This is a genomic window from Pannonibacter sp. SL95, from assembly GCF_026672425.1.
In the GTDB taxonomy this organism is placed as follows: Bacteria; Pseudomonadota; Alphaproteobacteria; order Rhizobiales; family Stappiaceae; genus Pannonibacter.
In genome coordinates this window covers 876,315-895,273 of sequence record NZ_JAPPRC010000003.1, presented here as the reverse complement: position 1 = coordinate 895,273, position 18,959 = coordinate 876,315, and the positions used below count along the sequence as shown (strand labels likewise).

21 protein-coding genes and 2 pseudogenes are annotated in these 18,959 nt (G+C 64.8%); 17 read left to right on the top strand and 6 right to left on the bottom strand.

The window, feature by feature from the left end:
• The first annotated feature begins 108 nt into the window (after positions 1-108).
• The 5 genes and pseudogenes from pgeF (at position 109) to OVA12_RS04720 (ending at position 5,074) form a co-directional block, all read left to right on the top strand.
• A pseudogene (gene pgeF, locus OVA12_RS04740) lies at positions 109-884 on the top strand (peptidoglycan editing factor PgeF).
• 3 nt (positions 885-887) lie between these two features.
• Positions 888-2,045, top strand: a complete 1,158-nt coding sequence (locus OVA12_RS04735) for a M24 family metallopeptidase (RefSeq protein WP_268134996.1) — start codon at positions 888-890, stop codon at positions 2,043-2,045.
• 84 nt (positions 2,046-2,129) lie between these two features.
• Entirely contained in the window at positions 2,130-2,705 is a 576-nt protein-coding gene (locus OVA12_RS04730) for a hypothetical protein (protein WP_268134995.1), read from the top strand.
• 260 nt (positions 2,706-2,965) lie between these two features.
• Positions 2,966-3,898 (top strand): ribose-phosphate pyrophosphokinase, encoded by a 933-nt coding sequence (locus OVA12_RS04725; protein ID WP_268134994.1) that lies wholly within the window; start codon positions 2,966-2,968, stop codon positions 3,896-3,898.
• A gap of 483 nt (positions 3,899-4,381) precedes the next feature.
• On the top strand, positions 4,382-5,074 hold the full coding sequence (locus tag OVA12_RS04720) for an MOSC domain-containing protein (protein WP_268134992.1): 693 nt from the start codon (positions 4,382-4,384) through the stop codon (positions 5,072-5,074).
• 80 nt (positions 5,075-5,154) lie between these two features.
• On the opposite strand, the gene OVA12_RS04715 is transcribed toward OVA12_RS04720, so the two are convergent.
• Positions 5,155-5,904 (bottom strand): hypothetical protein, encoded by a 750-nt coding sequence (locus tag OVA12_RS04715; RefSeq protein WP_268134990.1) that lies wholly within the window; start codon positions 5,902-5,904, stop codon positions 5,155-5,157.
• 90 nt (positions 5,905-5,994) lie between these two features.
• Here OVA12_RS04715 and OVA12_RS04710 point away from each other — a divergent pair, with 90 nt between their 5' ends.
• The 3 genes from OVA12_RS04710 to OVA12_RS04700 all read left to right on the top strand — a co-directional run bounded on the left by OVA12_RS04710 (position 5,995) and on the right by OVA12_RS04700 (position 8,754).
• Positions 5,995-6,573, top strand: coding sequence for a MarR family winged helix-turn-helix transcriptional regulator (locus OVA12_RS04710; RefSeq protein ID WP_268134988.1), 579 nt, complete (start codon positions 5,995-5,997; stop codon positions 6,571-6,573).
• Between the two features lie 161 nt (positions 6,574-6,734).
• Positions 6,735-7,328, top strand: coding sequence for a 50S ribosomal protein L25/general stress protein Ctc (locus OVA12_RS04705; RefSeq protein WP_268134985.1), 594 nt, complete (start codon positions 6,735-6,737; stop codon positions 7,326-7,328).
• Between the two features lie 466 nt (positions 7,329-7,794).
• Complete coding sequence (locus OVA12_RS04700; RefSeq protein WP_268134326.1) at positions 7,795-8,754, top strand: IS110 family transposase; 960 nt, start codon at positions 7,795-7,797, stop codon at positions 8,752-8,754.
• A gap of 98 nt (positions 8,755-8,852) precedes the next feature.
• Here OVA12_RS04700 and OVA12_RS04695 read toward each other — a convergent pair whose 3' ends face one another.
• The gene (locus tag OVA12_RS04695) at positions 8,853-9,788 is read right to left on the bottom strand and encodes a LysR substrate-binding domain-containing protein (RefSeq protein ID WP_268134983.1); all 936 of its coding nucleotides are present in this window, start codon (positions 9,786-9,788) and stop codon (positions 8,853-8,855) included.
• Positions 9,789-9,889: 101 nt separating this feature from the next.
• On the opposite strand from OVA12_RS04695, the gene OVA12_RS04690 reads away from it, so the two are divergent.
• From OVA12_RS04690 to OVA12_RS04670, 5 genes and pseudogenes are all read left to right on the top strand, one after another.
• Positions 9,890-10,093: a YdcH family protein gene (locus tag OVA12_RS04690; RefSeq protein WP_106754273.1), complete on the top strand. Its 204-nt coding sequence runs from the start codon at positions 9,890-9,892 to the stop codon at positions 10,091-10,093.
• A complete protein-coding gene (locus OVA12_RS04685) occupies positions 10,090-10,305 on the top strand; it encodes a hypothetical protein (RefSeq protein WP_157950443.1) in 216 nt (71 codons plus the stop codon). The genes OVA12_RS04690 and OVA12_RS04685 overlap by 4 nt, the downstream gene beginning before the upstream one ends.
• A 180-nt stretch (positions 10,306-10,485) precedes the next feature.
• Entirely contained in the window at positions 10,486-11,289 is an 804-nt protein-coding gene (gene pth / locus OVA12_RS04680; protein ID WP_268134980.1) for an aminoacyl-tRNA hydrolase, read from the top strand.
• Between the two features lie 114 nt (positions 11,290-11,403).
• Positions 11,404-12,506, top strand: a pseudogene (gene ychF, locus OVA12_RS04675) (redox-regulated ATPase YchF).
• A 274-nt stretch (positions 12,507-12,780) separates the two neighbouring features.
• Positions 12,781-13,467 carry a fumarylacetoacetate hydrolase family protein gene (locus tag OVA12_RS04670; RefSeq protein WP_268134978.1) on the top strand — a complete coding sequence of 229 codons (687 nt, stop codon included), beginning with the start codon at positions 12,781-12,783 and terminating at the stop codon, positions 13,465-13,467.
• 2 nt (positions 13,468-13,469) lie between these two features.
• Here the strand turns inward: OVA12_RS04670 and OVA12_RS04665 are convergent, their stop codons facing one another.
• Positions 13,470-14,363: an AraC family transcriptional regulator gene (locus OVA12_RS04665; RefSeq protein WP_268134976.1), complete on the bottom strand. Its 894-nt coding sequence runs from the start codon at positions 14,361-14,363 to the stop codon at positions 13,470-13,472.
• A 107-nt stretch (positions 14,364-14,470) separates the two neighbouring features.
• On the opposite strand from OVA12_RS04665, the gene mbfA reads away from it, so the two are divergent.
• The 4 genes from mbfA to OVA12_RS04645 all read left to right on the top strand — a co-directional run bounded on the left by mbfA (position 14,471) and on the right by OVA12_RS04645 (position 16,993).
• A complete protein-coding gene (mbfA, locus tag OVA12_RS04660; RefSeq protein WP_268134974.1) occupies positions 14,471-15,454 on the top strand; it encodes an iron exporter MbfA in 984 nt (327 codons plus the stop codon).
• A gap of 98 nt (positions 15,455-15,552) precedes the next feature.
• Positions 15,553-15,918, top strand: a complete 366-nt coding sequence (locus tag OVA12_RS04655; RefSeq protein WP_268134972.1) for a hypothetical protein — start codon at positions 15,553-15,555, stop codon at positions 15,916-15,918.
• Positions 15,919-16,052: 134 nt separating this feature from the next.
• Entirely contained in the window at positions 16,053-16,511 is a 459-nt protein-coding gene (locus tag OVA12_RS04650; RefSeq protein ID WP_268134970.1) for a MaoC family dehydratase, read from the top strand.
• A complete protein-coding gene (locus OVA12_RS04645; RefSeq protein WP_268134968.1) occupies positions 16,508-16,993 on the top strand; it encodes a MaoC family dehydratase in 486 nt (161 codons plus the stop codon). The genes OVA12_RS04650 and OVA12_RS04645 overlap by 4 nt, the downstream gene beginning before the upstream one ends.
• A 212-nt stretch (positions 16,994-17,205) precedes the next feature.
• Here OVA12_RS04645 and OVA12_RS04640 read toward each other — a convergent pair whose 3' ends face one another.
• From OVA12_RS04640 to OVA12_RS04630, 3 genes are read right to left on the bottom strand one after another with little or no spacing between them, the layout of a single operon-like run.
• The gene (locus OVA12_RS04640) at positions 17,206-17,685 is read right to left on the bottom strand and encodes a GNAT family N-acetyltransferase (protein WP_268134966.1); all 480 of its coding nucleotides are present in this window, start codon (positions 17,683-17,685) and stop codon (positions 17,206-17,208) included.
• 8 nt (positions 17,686-17,693) lie between these two features.
• Positions 17,694-18,347 (bottom strand): 5,6-dimethylbenzimidazole synthase, encoded by a 654-nt coding sequence (gene bluB / locus OVA12_RS04635; protein WP_268134964.1) that lies wholly within the window; start codon positions 18,345-18,347, stop codon positions 17,694-17,696.
• Between the two features lie 2 nt (positions 18,348-18,349).
• Complete coding sequence (locus OVA12_RS04630; protein WP_198647084.1) at positions 18,350-18,898, bottom strand: adenine phosphoribosyltransferase; 549 nt, start codon at positions 18,896-18,898, stop codon at positions 18,350-18,352.
• Between the last annotated feature and the right edge of the window lie 61 nt (positions 18,899-18,959).

The following is an 18,959-nucleotide window of genomic DNA, read 5'->3' as shown; positions in this document are numbered from 1 at the left end:
TCGCCCGGACTTACAGGATCAGATTGAAGCGGACCGCGAGCTTCAGAAATTTGACAGGCCCGGCCAAGCGCCGCAGGATCGGCGCGCCTGGGACAGACACGGAGAGTGCTGATGATCACGTCTGACCTTCTTGCTCAGTCCGGGGGGATCCGGCACGGGTTCTTTACCCGTCAGGGCGGTGTGTCCGGGGGGATCTACGAGAGCCTGAACATTGGTCTGGGGTCCGACGATGACCGGGCCCATGTGCTGGAAAACCGGGCGCGGATTGCCGGGAAGCTGGCGGTGGCGCCGGAACGGCTGGTGTCGCCCTATCAGGTCCACTCCCCTGATGTGATCACCGTCGAGGCCCCGTTTGCGGCGGACGCCGACCGGCGGGCCGATGCGCTGGTGACCGCGACGCCCGGACTGGCGCTTGGAATCTCGACGGCAGACTGCGGACCGGTGCTGTTTGCCGACGCGCAAGCGCGGGTGATCGGCGCAGCCCATGCCGAAGCTGGCGCGGGGCGCTGACCGGGGTGCTCGACAACACAGTCGCCGCGATGGAAGCGCTCGGGGCCGAGCGCGGCCGGATCCGGGCCGTGCTGGGGCCGACAATCTCGCGCGCCGCCTATGAAGTTGGCCCGGAGTTTCAGGCCCGGTTCCTGGACGAGGCAGAGGGCAGCGGCGCGTTCTTCAGCCCCTCGCAGAAACCTGAGCATTTCATGTTCGATCTGCCGGCCTTCATCCTCGCCCGGCTGGCGGCCGCCGGTGTTGGCGCAGCGGAAAGCCTTGGCCTGTGCACCTATGCCGACGAGGCGCGGTTCTTTTCCTATCGCCGGACCACCCACCGCAAGGAACCCGACTATGGCCGGCTGATGTCGGCAATCGTCATCGAAGGAGCATGACGCATGGCGCTGCATTTTTCAGACGAAGAATTCGCGGCCCGTCTCGGCCGGCTGCAGGGCCGGATGGGCGAGGAAAAGCTGGACGCCATGCTGCTGTTTGCGCAGGAGAGCATGTACTGGCTGACCGGCTATGACACGTTCGGCTTCTGCTTCTTCCAGTGCCTGGTGGTGACCGCCGATGGCCGGCAGGTGCTGCTGACCCGCTCGGCCGACCAGCGGCAGGCGCGGCACACATCCAACATCGCCGATGTGCGAATCTGGGTGGACCGGGGCGGCGCAAGCCCGGTGGCGCAGCTGAAGGAGCTGCTGTTCGAGATGGACCTGCTCGGTGCCAAGCTTGGCGTCGAGTATGACACCCACGGCATGACCGGCAAGATCGGCCGGGAGCTGGACGAGGCGCTGCGCTCCTTTGCCGAGCTGCGCGATGCCTCGACGCTGATCCCGCGGCTGCGCGCCGTGAAAAGCCCGGCCGAGCTGGACTATGTGCGCGAGGCGGCAAGGCTGGCCGATGCGGCCTATCTCGCCGCCCGTGACGAGATCCGCCCCGGTGCCGACGAGGGCCGCATCCTCGCCGTGCTGCAGGGCACGATCCTGGAAGGCGGCGGCGACTATCCGGGCAACGAGTTCATCATCGGCTCGGGCCGCGATGCGCTGCTGTGCCGCTACAAGGCCGGGCGGCGGCAGTTGTCCGCGCGCGACCAGATCACGCTGGAGTTCGCCGGAGCCTTTCGCCACTACCATGCCGCCCTGATGCGCACGGTGATCGTCGGCGAGCCGACCCCGCGCCACCTCTACATGCACGAAGCCTGTACGGCTGCGTTGGCAGCTGTCGAGACGAAACTGGTGCCCGGCAGCAGCTTCGGCGAGATCTTTGACGCGCACGCCGAGGCGATGGACGCACGCGATCTGATGCCGCATCGGCTCAATGCCTGCGGCTATTCGCTTGGCGCGCGGTTCACCCCAAGCTGGATGGACTGGCCGATGGCCTATCGCGGCAACGAGGCGGTGGTGGAGCCGAACATGGTCATCTTCATGCACATGATCCTGGCCGATTCTGCCAATGAGACGGCGATGACGCTGGGCCGGACCTATCTGACCACCGAGAGCGGACCTGTGCCCTTGTCGGCGCTGCCTCTCGACCTCGACGTCAAGGCAGGCTAAACCAAGGCTGACACAGGGTGTTTGCGCCGCAAGGCGTGCCGCTTGAGGACTGACCGGACCGCAACACGCGACCCAAGAGACAAGATGACGACGACCTTGCCCGCTGCCGCCAGGCGCCTCGCCGCTGCCGCCCTTCTGATCTCGGTTGCTGCCTGCGGACCCTCGCCCGAGCCCCCGCGCCCGGTGACGCCGCCGGTGCCGGCCAATGTGGCCCCGACGACGCCGGCCCCCTATGTGCCGAACGAACAGGCCACCTTCGCCTTTGAACCCTTCATCGGCGCGCCGGGCAACATCGCCGACGACCTGTCGCGGCAGATCGGCGCCAAGGCGCGCGAGGAAGGCCTGACGCTGGTGCGCCGGGTGGACCTGCAGGCGACCTTCCGCGTCAAGGGCTACCTGTCGGCGGCCGGTTCGCCGGGCTCGTCGGCCCTGTTCTACGTCTTCGACGTGTTCGACGCCCACGGCATGCGCGTGACGCGAATCTCCGGCAGCGAGCTGACGGAAGGTGTCAGCGGCGACCCCTGGCGCAGCGCCAATGGCGATGCCATGCGCCGGATCGCGGCCACTTCGGTGATGCAGCTGAAGGCCTGGCTGTACAGCCGTCCGGCCCCGGCAGGAACCCCTGTGGCCGGTCAGCCGGCCCGTCCGCGCGCGAGCTAAGGCAACCGTTAGCCAGCTTTGTTAGCCATGCGGTTAGCCATATTGGCGAGCCCAAGCAAAAAAACGCGCGATTGTGCACCTGCGCTGTTGTCGGCGCGGCGGGAGGTTGTTACAACGCCGCCGCCCGGCCCCTTCGGGGAAGCCGGACTCAGAGCGCTTCAGACAGCGCCTGAGCATGACGCGGACCATCGACGACCCCCTGACGAGGACGCCCCTGTCGGACGTGCCTTGTTTCGTCGCATCTAGAGGACTGGCGGCCCATGAAAATCGTCGCGGGCAATTCCAATCGCGCGCTCGCCGAAGAGATCTCCAAGTACCTCGATGTCCCGCTGGCGCATTGCCAGGTCCGGCGCTTCGCCGATCAGGAGGTCTTTGTCGAACTTCAGGAAAACGTTCGTGGCGAGGATGTCTTCGTGGTTCAGTCCACGAGCTATCCGGCCAATGACCACCTGATGGAACTCCTGATCATCATCGATGCGCTGCGCCGCTCGTCCGCGCGCCGCATCACCGCCGTGGTCCCCTATTTCGGCTATGCCCGCCAGGACCGCCGCGCCTCCGGCCGCACGCCGATCTCGGCCAAGCTGGTCGCCAACCTGATCACCGAAGCTGGTGCCGACCGCGTCCTGACGCTGGACCTGCACGCCGGTCAGATCCAGGGCTTCTTCGACATTCCGACCGACAACCTGTTCGCTGCGCCGGTGATGACCCGCGACATCAAGGAGCGCTACGCGACCGACAATGTCATGGTCGTCTCGCCGGACGTTGGCGGCGTGGTGCGTGCCCGTGCGCTGGCCAAGCGCATCGATGCCCCGCTCGCCATCGTCGACAAGCGCCGTGACCGTCCGGGCGAATCGGAAGTCATGAACATCATCGGCACCGTCGACGGCAAGGACTGCATCCTGGTCGATGACATCGTCGACAGCGGCGGCACCCTGTGCAACGCCGCCGAAGCCCTGCTGAACAAGGGCGCGAAGTCGGTGACCGCCTACATCACCCACGGCGTCCTCTCCGGTGGTGCGGTGGCCCGCGTGTCAGCCTCGAAGCTGAAGGAACTGGTGATCACCAATTCCATCGAGCCGACCGCTGCCGTGCTCGCCTCGGCCAATATCCGCGCCATCTCCATCGCCCCGCTGATGGGCGAGGCAATCAACCGGACCGCGCTGGAAGAATCGGTGTCGAGCCTGTTCGACTGAGCAGCACTGTCTGACCTTTCTGCAAAAGGCGCCCAACGGGCGCCTTTTGTGTTTGGTAACTTTAGAACTTGCGTCACCCCGGACGCAGCGAAGCGGAGATCCGGGGCCAACTCATTCGCAGCGCGCATGTTGCACCTGCTCCCGTAATCTCTTCAACAATCCTCCCCTCCGCGCCGTCCCTGCCCCAGCAATCTTCGGCCTATTCACCTCACCGCGCTGTCCCGGCCTTGTGCCGGGACCTGTCATGTGGGGCAAAGCCCTGAGCCAGAACTTCTCGCTACCGCCTCTGCGCTCATATCTCTCCGGCCCATTGCGTCCCTCACGGGTCCCGGCACAAGGCCGGGACGGCGCGGTGGGGAACGCGGCATACATAAAGCGCCACAGGTCGGCCTATCTTGTCTTCGGCTTGTCTTATCGGAGACGAAATGCGTGTTGCCGCTGGCCGGCCGTCGCCATAGCTTCAGCGTTCAAAGGAGACCAGAGATGACCGAGAGGCTTGAAGCGACCATCCTTGGTGTGTTCACCGGCAAGGCGCGCGAGCGTTGGGACGGCAAGGCGCCGAGCGCGATTGCCAAACAGGCCGCAAGCGGACCGCTGTGGCTGTCAAAGACCGGCATCATCGGCGATGAGCAGGCCGATACGGCCGTGCATGGCGGGCCGGAAAAGGCGCTGCATCACTATGCAGCAGACCATATGGCGCATTGGGCCAGCCAGTTTCCCGAAAGCGCTGGCTTCTTCAAGCCAGGGTGCTTCGGCGAGAACATCTCCAGCCTCGGGCTGACGGAAGAAAACCTGTGCCTCGGCGATATCCTCAAGATGGGCGGCGCGACCGTCGAGATCTGCCAAGGACGCCAACCCTGCTGGAAGCTGAACCTGCACACCGGCATCGCCGCGATGGCGCCCCAGTTCCAGCGCACCGGCTTCACTGGCTGGTATTACCGGGTGCTGGAGGAAGGCGAAGTCGCGGCGGGTGGAGCGATCCGGCTCGAGCAGCGCCAGCATCCGGACTGGACGCTGCAGCGGCTGATCACGGCCCGGTTCGATCCGAGACTGGACCCGGCCATCGCAGCCGAACTGGCAGAGCTGACGCTTCTTGCCGAAGGCTGGCGCACCGCCTTCGCCCGCAAGGTCGATCCGGCTTACACGGAAAACACTGACCGGCGGCTGAAGGGTTGAACGGATCAATGCCCGCAGACACGACAAGACAGCCCCGGCCATAACCGGGACTGTCACGATCATGCCAGAGCAGCGCGCGGTTACTTCAGGCGGCCAGGCAGGGACAGGTTGCCGGACGCAACGTCGAATACATCCGTGATGCACAACAACGGCGCATGGACATTTGCGTTCACCTTGAGCGCGGCTGTGACGCCATCATAGGCCATCGCCTCGGGAGCTTCGGCTGTATCGAGGGGCACGGACACCTTGATTTCCGGCCCATCAAAGACTGGCGAATAGCCTGGACTGTCCAGCAACACAGGGACGCCGGGCCAGGTCCGCGGCAACGGCGGCCGCGTGCCCGCCGGAATGTCCTTCACCGCCAGCGCCCCCTTGCCACAAGCCTCGTTGGGAACCAGCACGACCCAATGGCTGTGCCAGACATTCCCGTCATTTCCGAGCTGACCGTCATTGTTCTCGTCGAACAGCGGCGTGTCGTCAAAGTCCGGATGGACCGTGGCAACCAACGCGAGGATTCCAGCCTTCTGCTCGAACCCGACTGTCGAGGGATCCAGCGATGTCGGCCAGGCATAGGTCTCCACGCGAGAGCCAGCCATGGCGCCGGTCGATGCCGGCCGGGACGCCCCGGCCTTGCCGGACGTCGTCATATGGAACGTCAGGGTCGCGCCGTCCCGGTGAACATGGGCGGCGAGGATGTCGTAATCCGCCCGAACTGCGGCGTTGGCACCGGACAGAACCGCACCTGACTGGTGCAGCGCATGGGTGCCATCAGCAAAGGCCGTGGTGGCAAGCAGGCACGATGAAAGAGCGATGGGGATGGATCTGAGCATGGGGTTACTCCGAAGCAGGTTGCAGACACCCCCATATAGTAGCGACTCGCTATTGTTGTCCATCTGATTTTGACTCGCTATCATGCGCTTATGACAACACACACGACCCGACGGACCCTGGACCTCATTGACCGCCTGACCCGCCTCGCGAATGCGGAGGACTGGAGCGGCGACCTCAACCCGGCCCAGCACATGGCGCTGAGCTATCTGCGGCAGGCCAATCGCTTCTCACGGGCCCCATCGCAGGTGGCGGACTACCTTGCCACGACGCGCGGCACCGCATCCCAGACCCTGAAAGCCTTGGCACGGAAGGGCTACATTCAGGAAACCCGCTCCCCGCACGACCGGCGGAGCATCGCCTACCAGATCACGGCAGAGGGCCTGTCAGTGCTGTCCCCGCGCAGCGGGGTGCCCGGCACGATGGAAACGGCCCTGGACGCGATGCCTGAACCGGAACGGGCCGGACTGGCCAACGGCCTTGAGCTGATCATCCGTCAGATGCTGTCACTGCGCGGCGAACGGAGCTTCGGCCTTTGCGCAACCTGCCGGCACCATGACGCAACCCCAGACGGACTGCGTTGCCTCTTGCTCGGCGTTTCCCTTGCCAACGAAGAGGAAGATCAGATCTGCCACGAGCACGCCCTGCCGCTGTCAGGAGCAGCCGGCTAAGGCTGGAAAACCGCCAAGCCAGTTGCGAAAAGCCGGTCATTCCTCTATAAGCCGGCTCGCGCACGCACCCCTGGAGGCGGCGCAAGGGGTCGATACCGGTATGCGGGCCGAAGGGCACGCGGTACCGCCGGCCCGTTTTTGCATCCGAAGGAGTACTACCCATGGCTACCGGCTTTGAGCTGAAGGCATCGGTACGGAACCGGGTGGGCAAGGGGGCCGCTCGTGCACTGCGTCGCGAAGGTCTCATTCCCGCCGTCATCTATGGTGACAAGAAGGCAGCCCTGCCGATCACCATTCCGGTCAAGGAAACCACTCTGGCCCTGCACAAGGGCGGGTTCCTGACCCACATCGCCACCATCGACGTTGACGGTGAAAAGCACCAGGTCATCGCCAAGGACTACCAGCTGCACCCGGTCTCCGACCAGGTTGTGCACGTTGACTTCCTGCGCGTGTCCGCCGACGCAAAGCTGACCGTCGAAATTCCGGTTCACTTCCTGAACCAGGAAACCTCCCCGGGCCTGAAGCAGGGCGGCGTGCTGAACGTTGTCCGTCACACGGTCGAAATGATCGTCCCGGCGACGGCTATCCCGGAATTCATCGAAGTCGATCTGGGCAAGGCCAAGATCGGCGACTCGCTGCACATTTCGGCCGTCAAGGTCCCGGCTGGCTGCCATCCGACCATCACCGACCGCGACTTCACCATCGCAACGATCGCCGCTCCGGCTGGCGGCGTGACCGAAGAAGCCGCCGGCTGATCCAGCCCGCAGGCATTCCTTCGAAAGGGGCGCGATTTTCGCGCCCCTTTTTTGTTGTTTTTGGGTATGAGCCTGCTGTCTTCCCGGGCGTAGCGAAGCGCCGATCCAGGATCCACTCGCTTGCAGAGCGGAAAGGAATTCGCGGCGCAGCGGCGGGCGCCATCAACGATGAACCCTGCGCCTCACGGCTATGCCGTCGCTATCGTTTGCTCTGGAAACGAGTAGGCCCCGGGTCTGCGCTTCGCTACGCCCGGGGTTGTTTGTTGTCCGAGGTGCTAGGGTAAAGGGGAAGCTGCGACCCTTAACCCGCAGCTTCAGCGTCAGGCGACCGTCCCGGGGTCGGGCTTTCACCCGCTGTCATCATGGCTCCCTGACGCTTCCCTTTTCCCGCTTGGAGAGTTGATTGGGCCTCTGGCTGACACCCACGCCCGCAAACAATCCGAAGCACGTCAAGGATAGCACGGCCATGCCCGCCCTGCAGCAGCCTCCCGCCCATGTCTGCGGCTTCGATGTCGCCAAGGACAGCATCACCGCCTTCGACACCGCCACCGGCCGTGTCACGACCTTCCCCAACCGCTCCGCCAGCATCCGCAAGGCGCTGACAGGCCTGTCGGCCGACTGCCTGTGCGTGCTGGAGCCGACCGGCGGCCACGAGCGCCTGCTGGTGGGCGAACTGACCGCTGCAGGCCTGGCCTGCCACCGGGCCGATACCGTCAAGGTCAAGGCATTCAGCCGGTCCTTTGGCCGTCTTGCCAAGACAGACGCCATCGATGCCCAGGCTCTGGCCCGCTATGGCGAGGAGCGCTGGAAGACACTCGCCCTGTTCACGCCGGCCGATGAGACCCAGAGCACACTCGCCAGCCTCAATGCCCGCCGTCAGGAGCTTCTCGCCCTCAAGGTGGCCGAGCAGAACCGCTCAAAGATCCCCGGAGAGGGACCTGGCATCGCGATCATCCGCCGCTCCTGCCAGGTCATCCTGCGGGCGATCCTGCACGAGATCGAGGCCATCGACGCCGCCATCGAGGCGCTCGTCGACGCCTCGCCGCAGCTCGCCCGCCGGATCGAGGTCTGCTGCTCCCTGCCGGGCGTGGGCAAGCGCACCGCCATCACCCTCGCCGCAACCATGCCGGAACTGGGAACGATGGACCGGCGCCAGGCCGCAAGCCTCGCCGGGGTCGCCCCTCATCCCAAGGACAGCGGAACCCTCAAGGGATATCGCCGGATGCACGGCGGACGCTCCACCGTCAAGCCGGCCCTCTTCATGGCCGCCTTGTCCGCAAGCCGCGCAAACGGGCCATTAAAGGAGGTCTATCAAAGGCTTATCAACAACGGGAAGAAGCCAATCCTCGCAATCGCCGCCCTCATGCGAAAGATCATCGTCATCCTGAACGCAAGGATCAGGCAAAACGCACAACAACAGAGTTGATGACACCGCGCGAATTGCGAACGACAGTGGGTCTGCTGACAGTCTGAAGCACGCCGATTCCCGCCACCACTCTGTTTGACAGTTTCACCGGTTGCAGCTCACCCTGTCATCGGCTCCACGCCCTCCAGCACAGCAGACGAGAGGGCGTTGCGGGCGAGGATGGCGAGACGCTGGAAGTGCAGCTGGCGCGGGGAGCCGGCGCGCCAGGCGAGAACGACGCGGCGCTGCATCGGCCAGTCGGAGAGTTCACGCAGCACGACACGCCGTTCCTTGCCGAATTCGGATGCCACATAGGCTGCGGGGAACAGCGACAGACCCATGCCGATCGATACCATCTGGCGGATCGCATCGAGGCTGGTGCCCTCATAATCCTCGCCCATGGCGGCCCCAGATACGGCGCAGAGCGCCTGAACCTCGTCGTAAAGCCGGTGGCCGCGGCCAAGGGTCAACATGCGTTCGCCGCCGAGCGCGGCCACCGGAATCTCGGCAAGACCTGCCAGAGGGTGGCGCGCGGGGATGCCGAGGTAGATCTTTTCGCGGCAGATTTCCTCATGCATCAACCGCTCGTCGCGCAGCGGCAGGGGCGTGAAGGCACAGTCGAGCGCACCATCGCGCACCGCCGGCTCCAGCTGAACCGGACGCTCCTCGCGGATGTAGAGCTCAAGGCCGGGCACCTCCGCCTGCAAGGCCTCCAGCACGGCGGGCAGAAGATAGGGACCGACCGTCGGCGCGACACCCAGACGGATGAGCCCGCCAAGGCCGCTGTCCGCCGCGCCCGCCACCCGGACCAGCTCGTCCAGCGTTTCAAGCACGGACCGCGCCAGCGGCAGCAGGGCCTGTCCGGCCGGCGTCGGCTGGACAGTGGCGGCGCCCCGGTCGATCAGCACGACGCCGAGCCGGTCTTCCATCAGTTTCAACTGCGCCGACAAGGTGGGCTGGGACACGTGACAGGCGCGCGCGGCGGCGCCGAAATGGCCGTGATCGGCGACGGCGACAAGGTACTCGAGCTGGCGATGGGTCGGGCGATAGGGCATGACATAGATAATATCTATCGTGGCGATACAGTCTATGTATTTCAACAATCGGACAGCACCTCCCATCTCTTTGGAGCAAGGCCAACGAAAGGAGGACAGCCATGCACCGCAAACTGGTGACCCTGCGCATCCGTCACGCCATTCTCGATGCAAAGATCGAGCGGGAAAGCCGCCGGCCGCATACCGATACGCTGCGTCTGACGGCATTGAAGAAACTGCGTCTGCGCCTGAAAGAGGAAATTACCCGGCTCGAGCGGGAATTCTTCCGCAAGCCCGCAGCACGCAACGGCGTGGTGACCGCATGAGCCACGCGACCGTCATGCCCTTCTGGTTCGCCATGCGCGGGATGGGCACCCGCAAGCCACGCAGCCGTCGGACGGAACGCCTGGCAGAACTCGACAGCCGGATGACCGAGTTTCTGGCTGAAAAACACGACACCGGCAGCCTGGATGTGATCCGTCACGTCGCCGGCGAAAGGGCCAGGATCCGCTCCGACCTGAAGGACGGCGCGATCTGAACTGAGCAGCGCCGCCAAGGCGCATTCCGGTTGGGGCGGCCACAAGAGGCCGCCCCATCGCCGTTTCCGGGCGCGCGATCGCACCAGAAAGCGGCCCCGGCTCGACACGCAGCCGGACGTCCTGTAAGCGGGCAGGATCTTGAGACGCGCCGGACCGCCGGCAAGCTGAACGGACCCGCCATGCAGATCATCGTCGGCCTCGGCAATCCCGGCGGGCAATATGCCCGCAACCGCCACAACATCGGTTTCATGGCCGTGGACGAGATCCACCGCCGCCATTCCGGCTTTGCCCCCTGGCGCAGCCGCTTCCAGGGCGAAGTGAGCGAAGGCAGCCTTGAGGGCACCAAGATCATGCTGCTGAAGCCGATGACCTACATGAACGAGAGCGGCCGGGCGGTTGGCGAAGCGATGCGCTTCTACAAGCTGGAGCCGAAGGACATCATCGTGCTCTATGACGAACTGGACCTGCCGGCGGCAAAGTTCCGCATGAAGACCGGCGGCGGCCACGGTGGCCACAACGGCCTGCGCTCCATCACGGCGCATATTGGCGATGCCTATCGCCGCCTGCGCCTCGGCATCGGCCACCCGGGCGACAAGAAGCTCGTCTCCAATTACGTGCTCGGCGATTTCGCCAAGGTGGATGCCGAGTGGATCGAGCCGCTGCTCACCGGAATTGCCGACAACGCCGGCATGCTGGCGCGCGGCGAGGACAGCCAGTTCGCCAACAAGCTGACCCTGCTGCTGGAGCCGGAAAAGGCACGCCGGCCGGAAAAGACAGCCAAGGCGGAGAAGGCGGACAAGACCGCCGCCGGGCCAGGCGAGCCGTCAACCTCCCTGCCGCCGCAGGCCGACATGCCACAACGCACCGCCCCGAAAGGCCAGAGCCACATCCGCCAGGCCCGCCAGCCCAAGGGGCCGCAGATGCCCACCAGCGGCCCGATGGCCGAAATGCTGAAGAAGCTGCTGGGCAAGGGTGACAGCTGACAGGCCACATTTCTTGCGAGCCGCAGGCAACCCGAAGCCCCCGCAAAGCTTGACGTTCCGTGCCCCCTCGGGCAAGAAGCGGCAACTCTTCGATCCAACCGAAAGCGATCTCCCATGGGTTTCCAGTGCGGCATCGTCGGGCTGCCCAATGTCGGCAAGTCCACGCTCTTCAACGCGCTCACCAGAACGGCTGCCGCGCAGGCTGCCAACTATCCGTTCTGCACCATCGAACCGAACACCGGTGAAGTCGCCGTGCCGGATCCGCGCATGGCCGCGATCGCCAAGATCGCCGGCAGCAAGGAACTGATCCCGACGCGCATCACCTTCGTCGACATCGCCGGCCTCGTCCGCGGTGCATCGAAGGGCGAAGGCCTTGGCAACCAGTTCCTGGCCAACATCCGCGAAGTGGACGCCATCGTTCACGTGCTGCGCTGCTTCGTCGATGACGACATCACCCACGTCGAGGGCAAGATCGATCCGATCTCCGACGCCGAGACCGTCGAGACGGAACTGATGGTCTCCGACATGGATCGAGCCTGGAGCGCCGTCTTGCGCCGATGAAGAAGAAGGCCCAGGTCGGCGACAAGGACGCCAAGGCGATTGCCCCGATCATGGAAGCAGCGCTCGCGCTGCTGCAGGAAGGCAAGCCGGTTCGCACGCTGAAGCTGGCCGATGCCGAGGAAGAGAAGATCCTGCAGGGTCTGAACCTCCTGACCTCCAAGCCGGTGCTTTACGTGTGCAACGTCGAGGAAGCCTCGGCGGGAACGGGCAACGAGCTGTCGGCCAAGGTCGCCGAAATGGCCAAGGCGCAGGGCGCAGGCTCGGTCGTGATCTCGGCCGCCATCGAGGCGGAAATCTCGCAGCTCGGCAATGACGAGCAGGCGGAGTTCCTTGAGACGCTCGGGATCGAGGAACCGGGTCTCGACCGGCTGATCCGCGCTGGCTACGATCTCTTGGGGCTCATCACCTATTTCACCGCAGGCCCGAAGGAGACCCGCGCCTGGACCATCACGCGCGGCACCAAGGCGCCGCAGGCGGCCGGTGTCATCCATTCAGACTTCGAACGCGGCTTCATCCGTGCCCAGACCATCGCCTATGACGACTACATCAGCCTCAACGGCGAAGTGGGCGCCAAGGAAGCCGGCAAGGCGCGGGACGAAGGCAAGGAATACGTCGTCAAGGACGGCGACGTGCTGCTGTTCAAGTTCAACACCTGAGATCCGGGACAGAGAAGCCGGGCGGCGGTCTGGCACCAACTTCTCTCCCCCCTTGAGGGGGAGATGTCTGCGTCAGCAGACAGAGAGGGGTGGCGGCGCTTCGGCATAACACCACCTCACGTATGAACGGACAGTCTGTCACCCCCCTCTGCCCCCTGCCGGGGGCATCTCCCCCTCAAGGGGGGAGAGGGGCGCAGCGGCCAAACGCAAGGCAGTAGCCCCACATCTTGTGCGGCCCGTCTAAATGTCACTCACTCCCCACACGGAGCACAGCATGACCAGCTTTGTGATCGACATTCCGAAGGTTCCTGCCCTCCCCGTCGATGGTGAGGCCGGGCTGTTTCCGGTGCGGCGGGTGTATTGCATCGGCCGCAACTATGCCGCCCATGCGGTGGAGATGGGGCACGACCCCAGCAAGGAACCGCCGTTCTTCTTCCAGAAGAACCCGGACAACCTCAATCCATCGAGCAGCTTTCCCTATCCGGGCAAGACGGCGGATGTGCATCACGAGGTGGAACTGGCCGTGGCGCTGAAGTCAGGGGGCAGCAACATCGCCGTGGCGGATGCGCTGAGCCATGTCTATGGCTATGCAGTCGCGCTTGACATGACCCGGCGTGACCTGCAGGCGGAAGCCAAGGATCTTGGCCGCCCCTGGGACACGGCAAAGGCCTTCGAGCACTCGGCGCCGATCGGCCCGATTGTGCCGGCGAGCCGCATCGGCCACCCCAGCGCGGGTGACGTGAAGCTGAGCGTCAACGGCACCACACGCCAGAGCGGCGACCTGAACCAGATGATCTGGAAGGTGCCGGAAATGATCGCCTATCTGTCCGAGTATTTCACGCTCGCTGCCGGCGATGTGATCCTCACCGGCACCCCGGCGGGCGTTGGCCCGGTCGCGCGCGGCGACCGGATCGAAGCCCGGATCGAGGGCTTTGCGCCGCTCGTTGTCGAGGTGGTCTGACCCTATTTCAGCGGCAGGCAAATCTCGGTCAAGAGATCGGAGGGTGCCGTGTCGCGGGGATTGTTGAGGTAGATCTCCATGGTCGGCGCATCGGCCGGTTCATGGCCAGATGCGGGCAACCAGGTGCCGTAGAGCCAGTCATAGGCGGCATGCATGTCCGCATAAGGCCCCTTGTGCCGCAGAACAGCATAGCGCTGCGCCGGAGATTCAACGCGCTCCAGCGGGGCAGACAAGGCAATGTCCTGCCGCAGCTCGACCGCTGCAACCGAGCGCAGGTCCTGCTCGGGAACGACAGACGGATCGCTATAGTAGAAGCCGATCATCATGCCGGCCTTGTCCATGAGGCCGCGACTGGCAAGGCTGCCGATCAGATGTTCAAAGGCGCGGCCGATTTCGATGTAGGGGCCCTTGTGCGGGATACCGGCGAGCACGCGCGGCGGTTCCTGGCGAATGACGATGTCATGCATGGGTAAAGCTCCAGGGTCTGCCGGCCGCATCATGGCCGGCGGGGTCCAGTCCTTGTCAAAGCGGCGATGCGGACCCTCGTCCCGGTAGGTTGCCGGCGGCAGGCCATAGGACTGACGGAAGGCGCGGGTGAAGGCGGCGAGGCTGCCATAGCCGGCCTCCCGTGCCAGCCGTTCCAGATCCGTCTCGCCTCTGGCGAGCGCCGTGGCGGCCCGCTGCATCCGAAGCCGCCGGACCATGGCCACAACGGTTTCACCGAAACAGGCCTGCCACACCCGGTGCCAATGCCAGCGTGACATGGCAGCGATATCGGCGAGCTGATCGAGATCGAGCGGCTCGTCGAGATGGGCATGCACATGCTCGATGACACGGGCAAAGCGCCGTTCGTAGGCATTGGCCCGGGTCAGGTCCGGTTGGGTCTGGAAGGTCATGTCGCTCACTCACTTTGACGCACTGGGCCTATCATGGGTGGTTTTGACATATCTTGCGGTTTAGATTGAGGGCTGTGTCCGCCTCTTCTTCCGATTGGATCCTGACGATGTTCTCCCGGTTCCTGACGACCAGCCGCCGCGATTTCTCGACCCTCAGCGAAGCTGAAATCCTGGCACTGGCGATCTCCTCCGAAGAGGACGATGGGCGCATCTACACTGCCTATGCCGACGGGCTGCGGGCAGATTTCCCTGCGTCTGCTGCCGTGTTCGATGCCATGGCGGCCGAGGAAAGCGAACACCGGCACCGGTTGATCGAACTGTTCCGGGCGCGCTTTGGCGAGACCATCCCGCTGATACGGCGTGAACATGTGCGCGGCTACTACAGCCGCAAGCCGGACTGGCTGGTGCGCCCCCTCGGCCTTGAAAAAGTTCGGGCGATGGCGGAGGAAATGGAGCTTCAGGCGGCCCGCTTCTACGAAGAAGCCGCCAAGCGCACGTCGGATGCGGCCACGCGCAAGCTGCTCGGCGATCTGGCGCTGGCCGAACGTGGTCATGAAAAGAAGGCCATAGCGCTCGGCGAAGCCTTGACCCCGGCAGACGTGCGCCAGGAAGAGGACAAGTCCGAGCGGCGGCAGTTCATCCTGACCTATGTGCAGCCGGGTCTCGCCGGCCTGATGGACGGTTCAGTTTCCACCCTCGCGCCGATCTTTGCGGCGGCCTTTGCAACGCAGGACACCTGGCAGACGTTCCTCGTCGGCCTGTCGGCTTCGGTTGGCGCGGGCATTTCGATGGGCTTCACGGAGGCCGCCCATGACGATGGCGTGCTGTCCGGGCGCGGTTCACCGCTGAAACGCGGCCTTGCCTCCGGCATCATGACCGCGCTTGGCGGCCTCGGCCACGCCCTGCCCTATCTGATCCCCGAGTTCTGGACGGCGACAAGCCTTGCCGCTGTAATCGTGTTCATCGAGCTGTGGGCGATTGCGTGGATCCAGAACCGTTACATGGACACACCCTTCTGGCGCGCTGCACTGCAAGTTGTGCTCGGCGGATCGCTTGTATTTGCCGCCGGGGTTCTGATTGGAAACGCCTAATTACCCTAAATATTTCATCGAATACCCCTCGCCAAAAGAAAAGCTCCCGAATAAGGTGCTGACGTTACCGGCATGTTGCCGGTGACCGGGGGATAATCATGAAGCTTGCTAAGTTTCTGACGGCCGCTGCTCTCTGCGGCCTTTTCAATGTCGGCACCGTTTTCGCACAGGGCACCGGTGCGGAAGGCTATTTCCAGATCTACAACAACACGGACCAGAACACGGTCGTCGGTTTTTACACCAACGACGGTTCGGGCTGGAGCGACAACTGGCTCAGCAATCGCCTGAAGCCGGGCGCGAACGTCAAGGCGACGTTCCACGCCAACACCGGCCCCTGCGAACAGACGTTCCAGGTGGGCTGGCTCGGCACCGATGGCGGCGAAGTGCTGGATGACCCGGTTTCGATCGACATCTGCAAGGCCTCGAACGTCTATCTCGACGACAACGAGATGTATTACGACTGATTGCAGCGCTGCATCGAGCGAAAGCCGGCGGGACATGACCCGCCGGCTTTTTTGTCCATCAACGGGGATGCGGAATGTTCGCCCTCCTTCCGGCCATCTCGCCAGCGCGGGCGGGCTGCGCTAGAACTCAGGACATGAGCACCTATCGCCATTTCGAAGACTTCACTCCAGGCGACATCATCGACCTGGGCAGCCGCAGCGTGACGCGGGACGAGATCATCGCCTTCGCGTCCGAGTTTGATCCACAGCCGTTTCACCTCAGCGAGGAAGCCGGCAAGGCCTCGCTGCTCGGCGGCCTTGCGGCCTCAGGCTGGCACACCGCGTCGATCTTCATGCGGCTCTTGGTGGACGGATTGCTGGGCCAGGCCGCCGGACAAGGGGCGCCGGGCATCGACAAGCTGATGTGGCGGCGGCCCGTCTATGCCGATGACACCCTGTCGGCCAAAGCCGAAGTACTGACGAGCCGCCCGCTGCGCTCCAAGCCCGGCCTCGGGGTTGTCAGCTTCCGCTTTACCGTTACCAACCAGCGCGGCGATGTGGTGATGACGCTGGAAAACCCGATCCTGTTTGCCTGCCGGGAGACGGCCAAATGAGCGCCTGGTTCGAAGACATGGCGATTGGCGACCGGCTGGAGCTGGGCAGCTATCTGTTCACCGCCGAAGACATCATCCGCTTTGCGCGCCAGTTCGATCCGCAGCCGTTCCATCTGAGTGAAGAAGGTGCAGCAGCAACGCATTTCGGCCGGCTCTGTGCGTCCGGCTGGCATACGGGCGCGGTGTTCATGCGGTTGCTCGTGCTGACGCACCAGCGGCTGGACGAGGAGGCACGCCAGCGCGGCGACATGCCCGTGCCGCGCGGCCCCTCCCCGGGCTTTGAAAACCTCAAGTGGCTGAAGCCGGTCTATGCCGGCGACACGATCCGCTATGCCAGCGAAGTGACGGGCAAGATCGAGACGACGGGACGGCCCGAATGGGGCGTCATCCTGGGCGTCAACGAGGGGATCAACCAGCACGGCGACGTGGTGTTCAGGTTTGACAGCAAGGTCTATATCCCGAAGCGGGGTGTGGCGGGCTGACACGGGGTTGCTGTGCCAGCTGACGGCAACGCGTCACGTCCTTGAGGCCACACCACACACTTCGGTCATCTCCGCCTCGTGCGGGGATCTGCCTTGCAGGGCGGCAGCGTCCGCAAGCGTTCCCGCCAGATCAGAGACCGGATGGATCCCCGCACGAGGCGGCGATGACCCTGAAATGGGGTAACGCTCTGATATCAAGAGGTGTTCCGGCTTCAGATCTTGCGGCCGAAGACGATCTCGTCGTGCAACGGAATACCGTATTCACCGATGATCGGAATTTCCGGCTTGAGGCGGCGTTCGGCGTCGATGACGCCCGGGACGACCCGTTCAAGACGGAAGCCACGGCGCTGGTAGAAGCGGAAGGCGTCGAGATTGTCGTTGGAGGTGCGGACCATCAGGCGGGTCAGGCCCTGGCGGCGCGCATCCTGCACCACCGCGTCGAGCAGCTGGGTGCCGGTTCCGGCCCAGCGGCTGAGCGAATCGAGCGTCAGGATCTCCCATTCGGTGTCGCGCTTGATCAGCGTGACGAGGCCGACCAGGTCGCCATTGTCCTCTGCCAGAAAGCCCGGCAGGGCCGAAGCGTCGATCATTACGCCTTCGATCAGGATATCCGGCGAGGCCCAGCGGTCGGTCAGAAGACGGGTGACGGCCGGACGATCAGCTTCCTCGATGGCACGGATCAGGGCGGGCATGGGCGGTCCTATCGGCTGAGAAGGCGTGTGGAAAGCGGCGTGCGGGCCTGCCAGCCTTCGCGCTCGAGTTCCGGATCGATGTGTTCCTCTACCGGATACCCGAGGCAGAGATAGGCCACAAGCTGCCAGTTTGGCGGAACATCCAGCGCGCTCTGCACGGCCTGCGGGTCGAGGATCGAGACCCAGCCGACCCCGACGCCGAGCATCCGCGCGGCCAGCCACAGCGCCTGGACCATGCCCGCAACGGAATGGGCCAGCGTGGCGGGCATGGTGGCGCGGCCAAGCCCCTGCCCCTGCAAGGGATCGGGATCGCAGAAGATGGCGAGCTGAACCGGCGCCTCCTTCAGCCCGGCCAGCTTGAGCCTTGCATAAAGGGCGGACCGCTCGCTGTCATAGGCCTCGGCGGCACGGGCATTTTCGGCCTCGAAACTGGCCTGGACGGCGGCCCGGACCGGGGCGCTCTCAACCAGCACGATGCGCCAGGGCTGGCTGTTGCCGACCGAGGGCGACAGATCGGCAAGGCGCAGGATCTCCTCCACCAGCCCGTCGTCCAGCGGATCGGTCCGGAAACGGCGGACATCGCGGCGCCAGCGAAGCAGTGTCTCGAACTCCGCGCGGAAACGGGCGTCGAACCTGGGCGGGGCTCCGGTAGGGGCGGTCACGGTCAGTGGCCCGGGAAGGCCACCAGCGTGCGAACGGGCACACCCAGGGCCTCCAGCTTGGCGCGGCCACCCAGATCCGGCAGGTCAACAATGAAACAGGCGGCGACGATCTCCGCCCCCTGCCCGCGCAGAAGCTTGCAGGCCGCCTCGGCGGTGCCACCCGTGGCGATCAGGTCGTCGACGACGATCACCTTGTCGCCCGGCTGGATGGCGTCCTTGTGCATTTCCATCTCGTCGAGGCCATATTCGAGCGAATAGGCAATGCGGACGGTTTCGTGCGGCAGCTTGCCCTTCTTGCGGATCGGCACGAAGCCGGCCGAGAGCTGATGCGCCACCGCCCCGCCGAGGATGAAGCCCCGCGCCTCGATGCCGGCGATCTGCTCGACCTTGGACCCGGCCCAGGGCTGGACCAGCGCGTCGACGGCACGGCGGAAGGCGCGGGCATTGCCGAGCAGCGTCGTGATGTCACGGAAGAGAATGCCGGGCTTGGGATAGTCCGGAATGGTGCGGATGGCCTCGATGAGTTCGTCCGAAACGCTGGGCATGTCCATGTCTGCGGTCCACCTGAAAAAGCTTCACCTGCCGCCCTGTTGGCCGGCTCTTTTGCCGGTT

Bases quoted from the DNA above. Each gene is read 5' to 3' on its own strand.
- OVA12_RS04735 (WP_268134996.1), top strand. From the start codon at position 888: ATGGCGCTGCATTTTTCAGACGAAGAATTCGCGGCCCGTCTCGGCCGG.
- OVA12_RS04730 (WP_268134995.1), top strand. From the start codon at position 2,130: ATGACGACGACCTTGCCCGCTGCCGCCAGGCGCCTCGCCGCTGCCGCC.
- OVA12_RS04725 (WP_268134994.1), top strand. From the start codon at position 2,966: ATGAAAATCGTCGCGGGCAATTCCAATCGCGCGCTCGCCGAAGAGATC.
- OVA12_RS04720 (WP_268134992.1), top strand. From the start codon at position 4,382: ATGACCGAGAGGCTTGAAGCGACCATCCTTGGTGTGTTCACCGGCAAG.
- OVA12_RS04715 (WP_268134990.1), bottom strand. From the start codon at position 5,904: ATGCTCAGATCCATCCCCATCGCTCTTTCATCGTGCCTGCTTGCCACC.
- OVA12_RS04710 (WP_268134988.1), top strand. From the start codon at position 5,995: ATGACAACACACACGACCCGACGGACCCTGGACCTCATTGACCGCCTG.
- OVA12_RS04705 (WP_268134985.1), top strand. From the start codon at position 6,735: ATGGCTACCGGCTTTGAGCTGAAGGCATCGGTACGGAACCGGGTGGGC.
- OVA12_RS04700 (WP_268134326.1), top strand. From the start codon at position 7,795: ATGCCCGCCCTGCAGCAGCCTCCCGCCCATGTCTGCGGCTTCGATGTC.
- OVA12_RS04695 (WP_268134983.1), bottom strand. From the start codon at position 9,788: ATGCCCTATCGCCCGACCCATCGCCAGCTCGAGTACCTTGTCGCCGTC.
- OVA12_RS04690 (WP_106754273.1), top strand. From the start codon at position 9,890: ATGCACCGCAAACTGGTGACCCTGCGCATCCGTCACGCCATTCTCGAT.
- OVA12_RS04685 (WP_157950443.1), top strand. From the start codon at position 10,090: ATGAGCCACGCGACCGTCATGCCCTTCTGGTTCGCCATGCGCGGGATG.
- pth (WP_268134980.1), top strand. From the start codon at position 10,486: ATGCAGATCATCGTCGGCCTCGGCAATCCCGGCGGGCAATATGCCCGC.
- OVA12_RS04670 (WP_268134978.1), top strand. From the start codon at position 12,781: ATGACCAGCTTTGTGATCGACATTCCGAAGGTTCCTGCCCTCCCCGTC.
- OVA12_RS04665 (WP_268134976.1), bottom strand. From the start codon at position 14,363: ATGACCTTCCAGACCCAACCGGACCTGACCCGGGCCAATGCCTACGAA.
- mbfA (WP_268134974.1), top strand. From the start codon at position 14,471: ATGTTCTCCCGGTTCCTGACGACCAGCCGCCGCGATTTCTCGACCCTC.
- OVA12_RS04655 (WP_268134972.1), top strand. From the start codon at position 15,553: ATGAAGCTTGCTAAGTTTCTGACGGCCGCTGCTCTCTGCGGCCTTTTC.
- OVA12_RS04650 (WP_268134970.1), top strand. From the start codon at position 16,053: ATGAGCACCTATCGCCATTTCGAAGACTTCACTCCAGGCGACATCATC.
- OVA12_RS04645 (WP_268134968.1), top strand. From the start codon at position 16,508: ATGAGCGCCTGGTTCGAAGACATGGCGATTGGCGACCGGCTGGAGCTG.
- OVA12_RS04640 (WP_268134966.1), bottom strand. From the start codon at position 17,685: ATGCCCGCCCTGATCCGTGCCATCGAGGAAGCTGATCGTCCGGCCGTC.
- OVA12_RS04630 (WP_198647084.1), bottom strand. From the start codon at position 18,898: ATGGACATGCCCAGCGTTTCGGACGAACTCATCGAGGCCATCCGCACC.